The organism is Paraburkholderia lacunae (assembly GCF_003353175.1).
Classification (GTDB): Bacteria; Pseudomonadota; Gammaproteobacteria; order Burkholderiales; family Burkholderiaceae; genus Paraburkholderia; species Paraburkholderia lacunae.
The window spans coordinates 171,704-186,602 of record NZ_QHKS01000001.1 but is presented as its reverse complement, the minus strand read 5'-3'; the positions used below and the strand labels follow the sequence as shown (position 1 = coordinate 186,602).

Below are 14,899 nucleotides of genomic sequence, written 5' to 3'. Positions count from 1 at the left end.
TTCGGTACTGCTCCAGAGGATTCGGTGCGCCGGAGCGGCTTGCGGCGAGGCACGTTGATGCTCAGCGTGCCTCGCCGCGGAGCGGCTTCAGCGGCTCAGACTCGGGTCGGGCAGACGCTTCGCGATCTCCGCAATCAAGGCGCGCGCGAGCGTCTGCTTGTCGGCGCGCGGCAGCCTCGTGACGCCGCCAGCTTCGAACAGGATCACTTCGTTATCGTCGAGGCCGAAGGTCAGCGGGCCGAGATTGCCGATCAGAAGCGGCACCTTCTTGCGCACGCGCTTTTCTTCGCCATGCACTTCGAGCTCGCCGCTTTCCGCCGCGAAACCGACCGCAAAGGGCGGATGCGGCAGCTTCGCTACCGAGGCCAGAATATCCGGATTTTCGACGAACGTAAAAGTCGGCATCGTGCGCTCGGCAGTCTTCTTGATCTTGTGTTCGCTCGCGTGATCGACGCGCCAGTCGGCGACCGCGGCCACGCCGATGAAGATGTCGCAATCGGCGACCGCGTGCATGACGGCGTCGTGCATCTGCTGGGCGGTTTGCACGTCTTCGCGAAACACGCCCCACGGTGTTTCCAGCGCCACCGGACCGGCAACCAGATGCACCTCGGCGCCCGCTTGCTGCGCCGCGCGAGCCAGTGCGAAGCCCATCTTGCCGCTCGAACGATTGGTGATGCCGCGTACCGGATCGAGCGGTTCGAACGTCGGGCCGGCTGTCAGCAACACGCGCCGGCCAGTCAGAATTTTGGGTGAAAAGAATGAAGCGATCGCTTCATAGGTCGCTGACGCTTCCAACATCCGCCCGTCGCCGACTTCGCCGCACGCTTGCGGACCCGAATCGGGACCGAGCACCTCGATACCGTCCGCGCGTAGTTGCGCGACATTGCGTTGCGTCGCGGGGTTCTGCCACATCTGCCGGTTCATCGCCGGCACGACGAGCAGCGGACAATCGCGCGCGACGCACAGCGTCGACAGCAGGTCGTCGGCCATGCCGTGCGCGAGCCTGGCGAGGAAGTCGGTGGAGGCGGGTGCAATCACGATCGCATCCGCTTCACGCGACAGATCGATGTGCGCCATGTTGTTCGGCACACGCGCGTCCCACTGGCTCGTGTAGACCGTACGGCCTGACAGCGCCTGCATGGTGACGGGGGTGATGAACTGCGTGGCCGCTTCGGTCATCACGACCTGCACGGTCGCGCCTGCCTTGGTCAGCAGACGCGTGAACTCGGCGATCTTGTAGCAGGCAATCCCGCCCGTCATGCCGAGGACGAGGTGTTTTCCTGCGAGTTCTGCGGTTGCCAACGAAAGCCTCCGACAAAGCGTGGTGGCGAGCAGCGGCGCACTGCACCGCCGCCGGCCTTCAAAGCGAACCCAGGCGTGTACCCAAGCGGCGAACCTGAACGGCGTTAGCGCGCGCCGCGCACGCGCCGCAACTCGTCGAGCACCAGCAGGATCGCGCCGATCGTGATCGCGCTGTCGGCGAGATTGAACGCCGGCCAGTGCCACGTGCGTACGTGGAAATCGAGAAAGTCGATCACGTGCCCGTACGCCAGCCGGTCGATCACGTTGCCGAGCGCGCCGCCGAGAATCAGCGAGAGCGCCGTACAGAACATCTTCTGCGCGCCATGGCGCTTGAGCAGATAGCTGATCACCAGCGCCGCGACTACGCCGAGTGCGGTGAACGCCCAGCGTTGCCAGCCGCCCGCCATCGCGAGGAAGCTGAAGGCTGCGCCGCGGTTGTACACGAGGATCAGGTTGAAAAACGGCGTGACCTCATGCGCGACACCGTAGGCAAACACCTTCTGGATCGCGATTTTCGTCAGCTGATCGAACAGGATCACGATCAGCGCGACGCCGAGCCAGGGTGCCAGCGAACCGCTTCCGGACGACGATTTCGACACGGTTCTCGCCATTATGCCGCGCTCCTCGACTCACCGTTGCCGAACAGGTTGCTGAAACACCGGCCGCACAGCGTGGGGTGTTCGGCGTTCGCGCCGACGTCCGCGCGGTAGTGCCAGCAGCGTTCGCACTTCAGATACTTCGAGGCGATCACTTCGACGCTTTCGTCCGCTTCGCTGCCGACCTTCACGACGTTCGCTGCCGACGTGATCAGCACGAACTTCAGGTCGTCGGCGAGGCTCGCGAGCGCGTCGTAACGCGCGCCGCTCGCGCGGATTTCGACTTCCGCCTGCAGCGACGAACCGATCAGGTTGGCCACGCGCGCTTCTTCCAGCGCCTTGGTCACATCGCTGCGCGCGGCGCGCAGCAGCGTCCATTTGTCGAGCAGGGCGCCGGCATCCGGCACAGCAGGGAACGCGTGATACGTCTCGGTGAAGATGGTTTCGCTATTCGGCTCGAACACCTTCCACGCTTCTTCGGCGGTGAACGACAGGAACGGCGCCATCAGGCGCAGCAGGCCGTGCGCGATGTGGTACAGCACGGTCTGCGCCGCGCGGCGCGCGACGGACTCCGCGGCGGTCGTGTAGAGGCGGTCTTTCAGCACGTCCAGATAGAAGCCGCCGAGGTCTTCCGAGCAGAACGTCTGCAGTTTGGCGACCACCGGGTGGAACTCGTACTTGTCGTAGTGCGAGAGGATGTCGTTTTGCAGATTCGCCGACAGCGCCAGCGCATAGCGATCGATCTCGAGCCAGTCTTCGGCCGGGCGCGCGTGCTGCGCGAAATCGAAGTCGGACAGGTTCGCGAGCAGGAAGCGCAGCGTGTTGCGGATGCGACGATAGCTTTCCGTGACGCGCTTCAGGATTTCCTCGGAGATCGCCAGTTCGCCCGAGTAGTCGGTCGAGGCAATCCACAGACGGATGATTTCCGCGCCGAGGCGGTTCGCCACGTCATGCGGATCGATACCGTTGCCGAGCGACTTGCTCATCTTGCGGCCTTCGCCGTCGACGGTGAAGCCGTGCGTGAGCAGCGCGTTGTACGGCGGACGGCCGTCGAGCATCGACGCGGTCAGGAGCGACGAGTGGAACCAGCCGCGGTGCTGGTCCGAGCCTTCCAGATACAGATCGGCCGGGAACTGCAGTTCGTCCTTATGTGAGCCGCGCAGCACGTGCCAGTGCGTTGTGCCGGAATCGAACCAGACGTCCAGCGTGTCGCGGTTCTTTTCGTACATGTTCGCGTCGTCGCCGATCAGCTCGCGCGGGTCGAGCGTCTGCCAGGCTTCGATGCCGGCCTTCTCGACGCGTTGCGCGACTTCTTCGAGCAATTCCAGCGTGCGCGGATGCAGCTCGCCCGTTTCCTTGTGCACGAAGAACGCCATCGGCACGCCCCATTGACGCTGACGCGAGAGCGTCCAGTCAGGCCGGTTGGCGATCATGCTGAACAGGCGCTGCTTGCCCCACGACGGATAAAACGCAGTGTTCTCGATGCCTTCGAGCGCGGTTTCGCGCAGCGTCTTGCTGGTGTCGTTCGGCTTCACGTCCATGCCGGCGAACCATTGCGAGGTCGCGCGGTAGATGATCGGCGTCTTGTGGCGCCAGCAGTGCATGTAGCTGTGCGTGTACTTCTCGCTGCGCAGCAGCGAGCCGGCGGCTTGCAGCGCCTCGACGATCTGCGGATTTGCCGCCCAGATCGACAGGCCGCCGAACAAGGCGAGCGATTCGATATAACGGCCGTCGCCCATCACCGGATTGATGATGTCCGAGTCGGCCATGCCGTGCGCCTTGCACGACACGAAGTCTTCCACGCCGTACGCCGGCGACGAGTGCACGATACCCGTACCGGTCTCGGTCGTCACGTAGTCGCCGAGATAGACCGGCGCCGTGCGTTTGTAGCCCGGATGCGCGGAGGCGAGCGGGTGGTTGAAGCGCAGGTTGACGAGCTTCGCGCCGGGCGTGGTCGCGACGATCCTGCCTTCCAGGCTGTATTGCTTCAGGCAGGCCTCGACACGTTCTTCAGCGAGGATCAGCAGACCGCGCGGCGTATCGACCAGCGCATAGACGATTTCCGGATGCAGGTTCAACGCCTGGTTGGCAGGGATGGTCCACGGCGTGGTGGTCCAGATCACGATGCCGCCTTCGTTGCGCGGCAGCGCGGCGAGGCCGAAAGCCTGTGCGGTCTTTTCCGGCTCGGCGAAGCCGAACATCACGTCGATGGTCGGATCGGTCTTGTCCTTGTATTCGACTTCCGCTTCCGCGAGCGCCGAGCCGCAGTCGAAACACCAGTTGACCGGTTTCAGGCCGCGGAACACGTAGCCCTTTGCCATGATCTTCGCGAGCGCGCGGATTTCGCCGGCTTCGTTCGCGAAGTGCATCGTCCTGTACGGATTGTCCCAGTCGCCGAGCACGCCCAGACGCCGGAAGCCGCCCTTCTGCTTCTCGATCTGTTCGGTCGCGTAGGCGCGCGCCTTCTGCATGACTTCGGCGGCCGGCAGCGACTTGCCGAACTGCTTTTCGATCTGGATTTCGATCGGCATGCCGTGGCAATCCCAGCCCGGCACGTAGACCGCGTCGAAACCCGCCAGATTGCGCGCCTTGACGATCATGTCCTTGAGGATCTTGTTGACCGCGTGGCCGAGGTGGATGTCGCCGTTCGCATACGGCGGGCCGTCGTGCAGGATGAACTTCTTGCGGCCCCGGGAGGCGGCGCGGATCGTCTCGTAGACCTTGCGTTCCTGCCAGTCCTTCACCCATTGCGGCTCGCGCTTGGGCAGGTCGCCACGCATCGGAAACGGCGTGTCGAGCAGGTTGACCGGGTAGCGTGACTGCGGTTTCGAATCGGCTTTCTTGTTGCTCATGATGAGGTCGCGGTGAATTCTTTCTATGCGCAGCAGGGCGCGGTATACGCATTATGCGCAGGGCGTTTGGGCGCGCCCGGCAGGCATGTCGCGTGAGTCACGGACGCCCTTCGATGCGCGCTGCGAGGGTACAGGCGGCACAGACAGCGCTCGCATGTACCGCGGCGGCTATCTAATTCGGTCGGTGGCCGAGGTGGCGAAACCGGTGGAGCGGCTGCCCGGCGTGCCGGCGCCGACAGCCGCGAACCATGCGCGGGCGTTGGCGACGTCGCGCGCAATGGCGGCGGTCAGCGTTTCGAGGTCGACGTACTTCTCTTCGTCGCGCAGCTTCTTGAGGAATTCGACGCGCACGAGTTTGCCATACGCGTCGCCGTGCCAGTCGAGCAGGTGCACTTCGAGCAGCACGCGGCCGGAATCGTCGACGGTGGGGCGCAGCCCGAGGCTCGCGACGCCCGGCAGCGGTTCGTCAGTCACGCCATGCACGCGCACCACGAAAATACCGGCGAGCGCCGGACGCTTGTGCGCGATCGGCAGATTGAGCGTGGGGAAACCGAGATCGCGGCCGAGTTTCATGCCGTGCACGACGTGGCCGCTGATCAGATAGTCGCGGCCCAGCGCCTCGCGCGCCGAGTCGAGGTCGCCCGCCACCAGCGCCGCGCGCACGCCCGAACTGGAAATGCGTGCGCCGGACGGATCGGCTACCGTCGCCATCTGCTCGACTTCGAAACCGTACTGCTGGCCGGCGGCCTTGAGCGACGCAAAATCGCCGGCGCGCTTCGAGCCGTAGCGGAAGTCGTCGCCGATCATCACCCAGCGCGCATGCAGTCCGTTGACGATGATCCGCTCGACGAACGCATCCGGCGGCTGGCTCGCGAAGGTGTGATTGAAATGCTCGACCACCACGCGGTCGACGCCGTTGGTGCGCAGCGCCTCGAGCTTGTCGCGCAGCATCGCGATACGGGGCGGCGCGCCGGCCGGGTTGAAGAACTCGCGCGGGTGCGGCTCGAAGGTCATCACGCAGACGGGCAGGCCGCGTGCATCGGCCGCCGCGCGCACATGGGCGAGCAAAGCCTGATGGCCGCGGTGGACACCGTCGAAGTTGCCGATGGTCAGTGCGCAAGGCGCACGGCTTTCAGCATTGGGAAGACCGCGGAAGACTCTCACGATAGCGGGTTTGAGGTAGGGCGGCCGAGGTGCCGCAAAACAATCGATTATAAACGCTCAGCGCAAGACACGGCGGCGCGTCGCGGTTTCGGTGTCCCCGAATGATAAAATCCGCGGATGAAAAAACTCGTCATCCTGATTTCCGGGCGGGGCAGCAACATGGAAGCCATCGTGAGCGCCTGTTCGCGCGAAGGCTGGCCGGCGCAGGTCGCCGCCGTGATTGCGAACCGTCCTGACGCGGCGGGCCTTGCGTTCGCGGCGTTGCACGGCATTGCCACGGCGGTGGTCGACCACCGCCAGTTTCCCGACCGCGAGAGCTTCGACGCCGCGCTGGCGCGCGAGATCGATGGCTTTACGCCCGACCTGGTCGTGCTCGCCGGCTTCATGCGGGTGCTCACGCCTGGTTTCGTCGACCATTACGCCGGGCGCATGCTGAACGTGCATCCGTCGCTGCTGCCAAGCTTCCCGGGCCTTAAAACCCATCAGCAGGCGCTCGATGCGGGCGTGCGGCTGCACGGCGCGTCAGTGCATTTTGTCACGTCGCAGCTCGATCACGGGCCGATCGTCGTGCAGGCGGCGGTGCCGGTGCTCGCAGGCGACACCCCCGCCATGCTCGCCGGGCGCGTGCTGGCAACCGAACACATCATTTATCCACGCGCGGTGCGCTGGTTCGTCGAAGGGCGTCTTGCTCTCGACGGCTTGCGTGTCACGCTTACGCCGCCGGAGCCGCAATGGCTCTTTGCCGGTCACACCGCCGGAGAGGGCGCATGAGATTGCATGGTTTTCTGATTGGACAAACCGAGACTTTGCTGGCTGAAGTCCTGAGACTGAACGGCCCGGCCGACGCCACCACCAGCCGCTTCTTCCGCGCGCACCCGAAGCTCGGGCACGGCGAGCGCGGCGTGATCGCCGAGGCGGTCTTCGCGGTGCTACGCCGGCGTATGGAATTTGCCCATCTGGCCGAAAGCGGCGCGGGCAGCCCTGCGCGCCGCATGGCCTTGCTCGGTCTGATGCAGACAGTCGGCCGCACGGCGCTCAAGCCGTTCGTGTCCGAAGCCGAATCGAAGTGGCTCGAACACGTTGCGACGATCGATCCGGCGAGCCTGCCGCTGCGGATTCGCCTGAATCTGCCCGACTGGATCTGCCAGGCGCTGAACAAGCGATTTGAAGCCGAAGAACTGGCGCAACTGGCCGCCGCGCTGAACTACCCGGCGCCGCTGGACCTGCGCGCGAATCCGATCAAGGCGAGCCGCGACGACGTGCTCACCGCGCTGTCGAAGGCCGGTATCGAGGGCGGCGCGACGCCGTTCGCGCCGTTCGGCGTGCGCGTGGTCGGCAAGCCGCCGCTCACCAAACTCGACGCGTTCCAGCACGGCTGGGTCGAAGTCCAGGACGAAGGCAGCCAGCTGCTGTGCTCGCTGGTCGCACCCAAGCGCGGCGAGATGATCGTCGACTTCTGCGCCGGCGGGGGCGGCAAGACACTGGCGCTGGGCGCGGCAATGCGCTCCACCGGGCGTCTCTATGCATTCGACATCTCCGAGCGGCGCCTCGCCAAGCTCAAGCCGCGCCTTGCGCGCAGCGGGCTCTCGAACGTGAATCCGGTGCTGATCGACAGCGAACACGACGCCAAGATCAAGCGTCTGGCCGGCAAGATCGACCGTGTGCTGGTCGATGCGCCGTGCAGCGGGCTGGGCACGCTGCGCCGCAATCCGGATCTGAAGTGGCGTCAGTCGCCGGAATCGGTGGCGGAACTGGCGCCGAAGCAGGCGTCGATTCTGGCCAGCGCCGCGCGTCTGGTGAAGAAGGGCGGCCGGCTCGTCTATGCGACCTGCTCGATCCTCGAAGCGGAAAACGAAGCGATCGTGCAGCAGTTCCTCGCCGATCACCCTGATTTCGCGCTGGTACCCGCGCGCGACGTGCTCGCGGAACAGCGCATCGATCTGGAAATGGGCGATTACCTTTCGCTGTGGCCGCACCGCCACGCCACCGACGGCTTCTTCGCCGCCGTGCTGGAACGTCAGAACTAGGCACAACAGGCTTCTTTGCCGGCGCCTGCGTTCTTTCTTCGAGCGCCGCGCGCCGCGGACCTCGGCAATATCATGCAAAACCGCATTTTTTCTCATATGTTCGGCGACCTTGCGCGCGACTTCGGCCAGCCGGTGATGCTGTGGCAGGTCGGCGTACTGTTCGGGACGCTGGCGATCGCCTGGCTGCTCGCGCGAGTGCTGCGGCGCTCGCTCGATCTGCGGCGCCAGACGCGCTACCAGACGCTGCGCTTCGGCGCGGAAAGCCTGAACCGCGCGTTTTTTCCGCTGATTGGCGCGGCGCTCGTCTGGGTGGCCAGAGCGATCACCGGCCAGTTCATGCATACGTCGCTGCTCGATCTGGCGCTGGTGCCGCTGTTCGGCATCGGCTTGATTTACATCGTGTTTTTCTTCGCGCGACGGGTGTTCAGCCACGATGGCGAGGTCCATCCGTGGCTGTTTCTGGTCGAAAAGATCGTCTCGCTGGTCGTCTGGGCCGGCATGGCGCTCACCGTGATGGGCATTCAGGACGATGTGATCCGATGGATGGCCAGCGTGCAGTTCCGGGTCGCCAACGCGCACATGACGCTGCTCTCGCTGATCACCGGGCTGTTGTGGGTGTGCGTGACGATGGTCGTCGCGATGTGGCTTGGCTCAACGTTCGAAGACCGGCTGATCCGCTCAACGACGCTCGACGCCAATCTGAAAGTCGTGGTGGCGCGGGTCGGCCGCGCGGCGTTCGTGCTGGCGGCGGTGTTGATCAGCCTGTCGCTGGTCGGCATCGATATTACGGTGCTGGGCGTGTTCGGCGGCGCGCTGGGCGTGGGGCTCGGGTTCGGGTTGCAGAAGATCGCCAGCAACTATGTGTCGGGTTTCATCATCCTGATCGACCGCTCGCTGCGAATCGGCGACACGATCAACGTGAGCGGCTTGCAGGGCATGGTCACGCAGATTCGCACCCGTTACACGGTGGTGCGCGGTCTCGACGGCATCGAAACGCTGATTCCGAACGAAAAACTGATTACGGATGTGGTGCAGAACCAGTCGTCGTATCTGACCCGCGGCTTGGCGAAGGTGGCGGTGCAAATCGCGTACACGTCCAATGTCGAGCAGGCGATGGGATTGCTCACGCAAGCTGTCGAGGGCGTCGCACGGGTGTTGCGGGAACCGGCGCCCACGCCGTATCTCGCCAGCTTCGGCGCCGACGGTATCAATCTCGAACTCGGTTTCTGGATCGAGGATGCGGCAACCGGCACAGCGAGCGTGCGCTCGGCCGTCAATCGCAATATCTGGCGTTTGTTCTCCGAGCACGGCATCTCGATTCCGTTCGCACAACGCGAAGTTCGGATCGTCGGCAACGCGAGCGACGCAATGCCGCGACCGGTAACAATGACCACGCCGGCAGCGAATCAGGCCGACAACGCTCTCTGACCGGCACGTCAAACCCGCCGGCATGTCTCAAAAAGATCGTCGGCGGGTTCCCTCCGGTTGATACCGCACAAAAAATCCCTATTTGTTACAAACACTTGGAACGCTTCAAGTAGAATATCGTCCAATCCCGCTGTATGCTTTCACTTTCTTGACATGCGCATGTTGCGTGTGTCTCGTGTCTCTTGTTCCACAGGTAAATTGCCTTGTTGAATTCCTTGCTCGATTTTCTTGCCCACGGTCTGTTGCACTTCTCGTGGTGGCAACTTGTGCTGTACACACTGATCGCGACGCACATCACGATCATTGGCGTGACGGTCTATCTGCACCGCTGCCAGGCGCACCGGGCGCTGGAGCTGCATCCGGTCGTCAGTCATTTTTTCCGCTTCTGGCTGTGGATGACCACCGGCATGCTGACCGGCCAATGGGCCGCGATTCACCGTAAGCACCACGCGAAGTGCGAAACCGAAGAAGATCCACACAGCCCGCAAACGCGCGGTATCTGGAAGGTGCTGCTCGAAGGCGCGGAACTGTACCGCGCCGAAGCGAAGAACGAAGAAACCATGCGCAAGTTCAGTCACGGCACGCCGAACGACTGGATGGAACGCAACGTCTACACGAAGTATCCGATCCTCGGCGTGAGCCTGATGATGGTGCTGAATGTCGCGTTGTTCGGCGTCGTCGGCCTGACGATCTGGGCCGTGCAGATGATCTGGATTCCGTTCTGGGCAGCCGGCGTGGTCAACGGCCTCGCGCATTTCTGGGGCTACCGCAACTTCAACTCGTCGGATGCAAGCACCAACATCTTCCCGTGGGGCATCATCATCGGCGGCGAAGAGCTGCATAACAATCACCATACGTATGCGACGTCGGCCAAGCTGTCGAACAAGTGGTACGAGTTCGATATCGGCTGGATGTACATCCGCATCATGTCGGCGTTCCGTCTTGCGAAGGTGAAGAAGATCGCGCCCACGCCGCGTCTGACCACCGGCAAGCTGGTGCTCGATCAGGACACGCTGCAGGCCGTGCTGGCGAACCGCTACGAAGTGATGGCCCGTTACGGCAAGGCGCTCAAGCGCGCGTACCGCCAGGAACTGGCGCATCTGAAGGAAGTTGGCGCACGCGAGAAGTATCAGGTGATGCGCGGCGCGCGTAGCTGGTTCCACAAGGAAGAGGCAGGCCTGGACGAACCGCAGAAGCGCCAGTTGCCGCAAATCTTCGCGAACAGCCAGAAGCTCAAGACGTACATCGAGTTGCGCAACGAGCTGGCGGCAATGTGGGAACGCTCGAATGCATCGCGCGATCAATTGCTGATCCAGTTGCAAGACTGGTGTCATCGCGCTGAGGAGAGCGGCATTAAAGCCCTGCAAGAATTCGCGATGCGTCTGCGCCGCTATGCTTGACCACGAAATCTATTAAAATTTCGTTACGTCACAAAACCCCGCGTTGGCGGGGTTTTGCTTTTTGGGCCACGGAAATTGCAATGGACAGCGATTGACGGAGCCCGGCAGCAGAGCGAAGGCAGAGGAGATCATGGATCAGCAGGCGATCAGGGCCGTCGAATACGACCGGCCACAGGCGCAGGGCGGCACCTGCGGGATCGGGCAGGCGTGGGCGAAGGTGCCCGTCACGCCGTCGGTGGAAGAAAAGGTGGCGCTGAAGGCGCGTATTCGCGCGTTGCTTGCGCGTGAGAAAGCTGTGCTCGTCGCGCACTATTATGTCGACGCGGAATTGCAGGAACTCGCAGATGAAACCGGTGGTTGCGTCGCCGATTCGCTGGAGATGGCGCGCCTCGGCCGCGATCACGAGGCGCAAACGCTGGTGGTCGCCGGTGTGCGCTTCATGGGCGAGACCGCGAAAATCCTGAGTCCGGACAAGCGCATCCTGATGCCCGATCTCGATGCGACCTGTTCGCTCGACCTCGGCTGCCCGGTCGATGAATTCTCGGCTTTCTGTGATGCTCACCCGGATCGCACGGTCGTCGTGTACGCGAATACGAGCGCGGCGGTGAAGGCGCGCGCGGACTGGATGGTGACGTCATCGATCGGTCTCGAAATCGTCGCCGATCTGCATGCGCGCGGCGAAAAGATCATCTGGGCGCCGGATCGGCATCTCGGCAGTTACATCCAGAACAAGACGGGCGCGGATATGTTGCTGTGGCAGGGCTCGTGTCTTGTCCATGACGAGTTCAAGGGCATCGAACTCGATCTGCTGCGTGCCGAGTATCCCGGCGCCAAAGTGCTGGTGCATCCGGAGTCGCCGGCCAATGTGGTCGCGCAGGCAGACGTGGTCGGCTCGACAACCCAGCTGATCGATGCGGCGCAGAATCTCGACGCAACCCATTTCATCGTGGCGACCGATCTCGGCATCCTCCACAAGATGCAGCTCGCTGCGCCCGGCAAGACCTTTATTGCAGCGCCGACCGCGGGCAACAGCGCGACGTGCAAGAGTTGCGCGCATTGCCCGTGGATGGCGATGAACGGCCTCGCGAATCTGGCCGACGTGCTCGAGCGCGGTCACAACGAGATTTTTGTCGATCGTGCCGTCGGCGAGCGGGCGCGTGTGCCGATCGACCGGATGCTCGACTTCGCCGCGCGTCATAAGAAGCGCGTACAGGCGAGCGGCGATCTCGCGCGCGATGCGCAACTGTATTCGAACGTGGGGGCGGCGTAATGGGGGCGGTTGAGCTCAGTCAGGCCGAGGCAGTATCGCCGCTGTTCGCTGAAATTCACGCGCAGTACGGCGCGGCGTTCGATGCCGCATTGGCGCGCAACGTCGCCGACGCGCTGGCCGAAGATGTCGGCGCCGGCGATCAGACAGGCCGCCTTGTGCCCGCGGACGACGTGCGCGATGCGCGCATCATCGTGCGTGAAGATGCGGTGCTCTGCGGCGTACCGTGGTTCAACGCGGTGATGCGCCAGGTCGATGCGCGCATTGACGTGCGGTGGCGTTATCGTGAGGGCGACCGGATGACGGCGGACACGCCGGTTTGCGAACTGCGCGGCCCGGTCCGTGCGTTGCTGACGGCGGAACGCAACGCGCTCAACTTCCTGCAACTGCTGTCGGGCGTGGCAAGCGCAACGCGCCGTTATGTCGACGCAATCGCGCACACGCGAACGCGTATCCTCGACACGCGCAAGACCTTGCCGGGCTTGCGGCTTGCGCAGAAATACGCGGTCCGCGTGGGCGGCGGTGCGAATCAACGGCTTGCCTTGTACGACGGCATCCTGATCAAGGAAAACCACATCGCAGCGGCCGGCGGTGTCGGCGCGGCGATGGATGCGGCGATTGCGTTGAATGCGGGTGTGTCGATCCAGATCGAAGTCGAGACGCTGGCGCAATTGGAAACCGCGTTGGCGCATCGCGCGCAATCCGTTCTGCTGGACAACTTCTCGTTCGATGCGATGCGTGACGCAGTTCGCATGACGGCGGGGCGGGCGGTGCTGGAGGTGTCCGGCGGCGTGAACTTCGAGACGGTGCGGACCATCGCGGAAACGGGCGTTGATCGGGTGTCGATCGGTGCGTTGACCAAGGACGTGCGCGCGACGGATTACTCGATGCGAATCGTCTGAGCAGCGTAGAAGCGCTGCTGCAGTCAATGAAAGGCCATCATGGGTTGATCCGCGATGGCCTTTTTAGTCGGCGCCTACCCATCACACGTTGCGGTTGCGTACGTGCTCCGGCGATAGAACCGTCGGCAGCGCTTTGGGCAGGGTCGCCGGCCAGTCGCGGCTGAAGTGCAAGCCGCGGCTTTCGCGCCGCGAGCGCGCGCCGTCGACGATCAGCGACCCCACGTCGACCAGGTTGCGCAGTTCGAGCAGATCGCGGCTCACCTTGAAGTTCGCGTAGTACTCGTGGATCTCGTCGCGCAGCAGCGCAAGCCGATGTTTCGCGCGCGTGAGCCGCTTGTCCGTGCGCACGATCCCGACGTAGTTCCACATCAACCGGCGCAGCTCGTCCCAGTTGTGCGCAACCACCACTTCTTCGTCCGGATCGGATACGCGGCTTTCGTCCCAGTCAGGCAGCGGTGCATGGACGGCGGCGCTGAACCCTTCTTCCTCGATTGCCTGCGCCGCGGACCGTCCGATCACGAGGCATTCGAGCAACGAGTTGCTGGCGAGCCGGTTGGCGCCGTGCAGGCCGGTGCAAGACGTTTCGCCGACCGCGTAAAGTCCCGCGAGATCCGTGCGTCCCGCCAGATCGGTGACGACGCCGCCGCATGTGTAGTGCGCGGCGGGGACGACCGGGATCGGTTCTTTGGTGATGTCGATGCCGAATTCGAGGCAGCGGGCAAGAATCGTCGGAAAGTGTTCGCGCAGGAATTCGGCCGGCTGATGGCTGATGTCGAGATAAACGCAATCGATGCCGCGTTTCTTGATCTCGAAGTCGATCGCGCGCGCAACGATGTCGCGCGGCGCGAGTTCCGCGCGTTCGTCGTGGTTCGGCATGAAGCGCGTGCCGTCCGGAAGCTTCAGGATGCCCCCTTCGCCGCGTACCGCTTCGGAAATCAGGAAGGACTTGGCGTACGGGTGGAACAGGCAGGTCGGATGGAACTGGATGAACTCCATGTTCGACACGCGGCAACCCGCGCGCCAGGCCATCGCGATGCCGTCGCCGGTCGCGGTGTCGGGATTGGTGGTGTACAGGTAGACCTTGCCTGCGCCGCCGGTGGCGAGCACGGTGTGCGGCGCCTCGATCGTTACAGTGCGGCCGCTTTGCAGATCGAGCGCGTACAACCCGTGGCAACGGCGGCCGGGCAGACCCAGGCGGTCCGACGTGATCAGATCGATCGCGTAGTGGTCTTCGAGCAGGGTGATGTTCGGGTGACTGCGCACGCGCTCGCTGAGCGTGGCGACAACGGCATGCCCGGTGGCATCCGCTGCATGAATGATCCGCCGATGGCTATGACCGCCCTCGCGTGTCAGATGAAAGCCGAGTTCGGCGGCGTCGTCTTTGGTGAACGGCACGCCTTGCGCGATCAGCCATTCGATTGCCGCGCGCCCGTGTTCGACGATGAAGCGGGTAGCCGCTTCGTCGCACAGGCCACCGCCGGCGATCAGCGTGTCGCGCACGTGATTTTCGATGCTGTCCGTCGAATCCAGCACCGCGGCGATGCCGCCTTGAGCCCAGTCGCTTGCGCCTTCGGTCATCGATCGCTTGGCGACCACCGCAACCCGCCGGGTCTGCGCAAGATTGAGCGCGACGCTCAAACCTGCCAGACCGCTACCGACAATCGCCACATCGAATTCCATCGCCTGCATCTCCGTCTTTCGTTTTGCCATGACGGCGAGCTATCCGCTCGCCGATAAACGAGAAAGGATACGCGCCGCGGCGGGCGAGGGAAAGCTGGCTGATGGGCCTAGGACTGTCTTAAACGGTAAAGCGCTGTTTAAGCGGCGGGCAAAGACGGCAAAGGCGAGACGGCCAAAGGGAAGACGGCAAAGACGGCAAAGACGGCACACTGGGTGCGCCGACAGCTTGAAAGCCAGGCTTTAGTCTTGCTGCGTTCGCTTGATCCCTTGCTTCATCTGGC

General features: G+C 63.8%; 11 protein-coding genes. 6 read left to right on the top strand and 5 right to left on the bottom strand.

Annotated features, from left to right (window positions below; translation table 11 throughout):
• Positions 1-87: 87 nt before the first annotated feature.
• The 4 genes from coaBC to DLM46_RS00895 form a co-directional block, all read right to left on the bottom strand.
• Entirely contained in the window at positions 88-1,302 is a 1,215-nt protein-coding gene (coaBC, locus tag DLM46_RS00910) for a bifunctional phosphopantothenoylcysteine decarboxylase/phosphopantothenate--cysteine ligase CoaBC (RefSeq protein WP_115098835.1), read from the bottom strand.
• Between the two features lie 104 nt (positions 1,303-1,406).
• Positions 1,407-1,913, bottom strand: a complete 507-nt coding sequence (lspA, locus tag DLM46_RS00905; RefSeq protein ID WP_115098834.1) for a signal peptidase II — start codon at positions 1,911-1,913, stop codon at positions 1,407-1,409.
• On the bottom strand, positions 1,913-4,750 hold the full coding sequence (gene ileS / locus DLM46_RS00900; protein WP_115098833.1) for an isoleucine--tRNA ligase: 2,838 nt from the start codon (positions 4,748-4,750) through the stop codon (positions 1,913-1,915). Before ileS ends, lspA begins: the two co-directional genes overlap by 1 nt.
• Positions 4,751-4,918: 168 nt before the next feature.
• Entirely contained in the window at positions 4,919-5,914 is a 996-nt protein-coding gene (locus DLM46_RS00895; protein ID WP_115098832.1) for a bifunctional riboflavin kinase/FAD synthetase, read from the bottom strand.
• Between the two features lie 117 nt (positions 5,915-6,031).
• Between DLM46_RS00895 and purN the strand changes: the two genes are divergently transcribed.
• The 6 genes from purN to nadC all read left to right on the top strand — a co-directional run bounded on the left by purN (position 6,032) and on the right by nadC (position 12,938).
• Positions 6,032-6,685 (top strand): phosphoribosylglycinamide formyltransferase, encoded by a 654-nt coding sequence (gene purN, locus DLM46_RS00890; RefSeq protein ID WP_115098831.1) that lies wholly within the window; start codon positions 6,032-6,034, stop codon positions 6,683-6,685.
• Complete coding sequence (locus tag DLM46_RS00885) at positions 6,682-7,941, top strand: RsmB/NOP family class I SAM-dependent RNA methyltransferase (protein WP_115098830.1); 1,260 nt, start codon at positions 6,682-6,684, stop codon at positions 7,939-7,941. Before purN ends, DLM46_RS00885 begins: the two co-directional genes overlap by 4 nt.
• 72 nt (positions 7,942-8,013) lie before the next feature.
• A complete protein-coding gene (locus DLM46_RS00880; protein ID WP_115099245.1) occupies positions 8,014-9,369 on the top strand; it encodes a mechanosensitive ion channel family protein in 1,356 nt (451 codons plus the stop codon).
• A 203-nt stretch (positions 9,370-9,572) separates the two neighbouring features.
• Positions 9,573-10,769: a DesA family fatty acid desaturase gene (locus DLM46_RS00875; RefSeq protein ID WP_115098829.1), complete on the top strand. Its 1,197-nt coding sequence runs from the start codon at positions 9,573-9,575 to the stop codon at positions 10,767-10,769.
• Between the two features lie 130 nt (positions 10,770-10,899).
• Positions 10,900-12,039 carry a quinolinate synthase NadA gene (nadA, locus tag DLM46_RS00870; RefSeq protein ID WP_115099244.1) on the top strand — a complete coding sequence of 380 codons (1,140 nt, stop codon included), beginning with the start codon at positions 10,900-10,902 and terminating at the stop codon, positions 12,037-12,039.
• Positions 12,039-12,938 carry a carboxylating nicotinate-nucleotide diphosphorylase gene (gene nadC / locus DLM46_RS00865; protein WP_115098828.1) on the top strand — a complete coding sequence of 300 codons (900 nt, stop codon included), beginning with the start codon at positions 12,039-12,041 and terminating at the stop codon, positions 12,936-12,938. Before nadA ends, nadC begins: the two co-directional genes overlap by 1 nt.
• A gap of 81 nt (positions 12,939-13,019) precedes the next feature.
• Here the strand turns inward: nadC and nadB are convergent, their stop codons facing one another.
• Positions 13,020-14,618 carry an L-aspartate oxidase gene (gene nadB / locus DLM46_RS00860; protein ID WP_115099243.1) on the bottom strand — a complete coding sequence of 533 codons (1,599 nt, stop codon included), beginning with the start codon at positions 14,616-14,618 and terminating at the stop codon, positions 13,020-13,022.
• Positions 14,619-14,899 lie beyond the last annotated feature (281 nt).

Coding starts and splice junctions, on each gene's coding strand:
- lspA (WP_115098834.1), bottom strand. CDS start 1,913: ATGGCGAGAACCGTGTCGAAATCGTCGTCCGGAAGCGGTTCGCTGGCA.
- ileS (WP_115098833.1), bottom strand. CDS start 4,750: ATGAGCAACAAGAAAGCCGATTCGAAACCGCAGTCACGCTACCCGGTC.
- purN (WP_115098831.1), top strand. CDS start 6,032: ATGAAAAAACTCGTCATCCTGATTTCCGGGCGGGGCAGCAACATGGAA.
- DLM46_RS00885 (WP_115098830.1), top strand. CDS start 6,682: ATGAGATTGCATGGTTTTCTGATTGGACAAACCGAGACTTTGCTGGCT.
- DLM46_RS00880 (WP_115099245.1), top strand. CDS start 8,014: ATGCAAAACCGCATTTTTTCTCATATGTTCGGCGACCTTGCGCGCGAC.
- nadA (WP_115099244.1), top strand. CDS start 10,900: ATGGATCAGCAGGCGATCAGGGCCGTCGAATACGACCGGCCACAGGCG.
- nadC (WP_115098828.1), top strand. CDS start 12,039: ATGGGGGCGGTTGAGCTCAGTCAGGCCGAGGCAGTATCGCCGCTGTTC.
- nadB (WP_115099243.1), bottom strand. CDS start 14,618: ATGGAATTCGATGTGGCGATTGTCGGTAGCGGTCTGGCAGGTTTGAGC.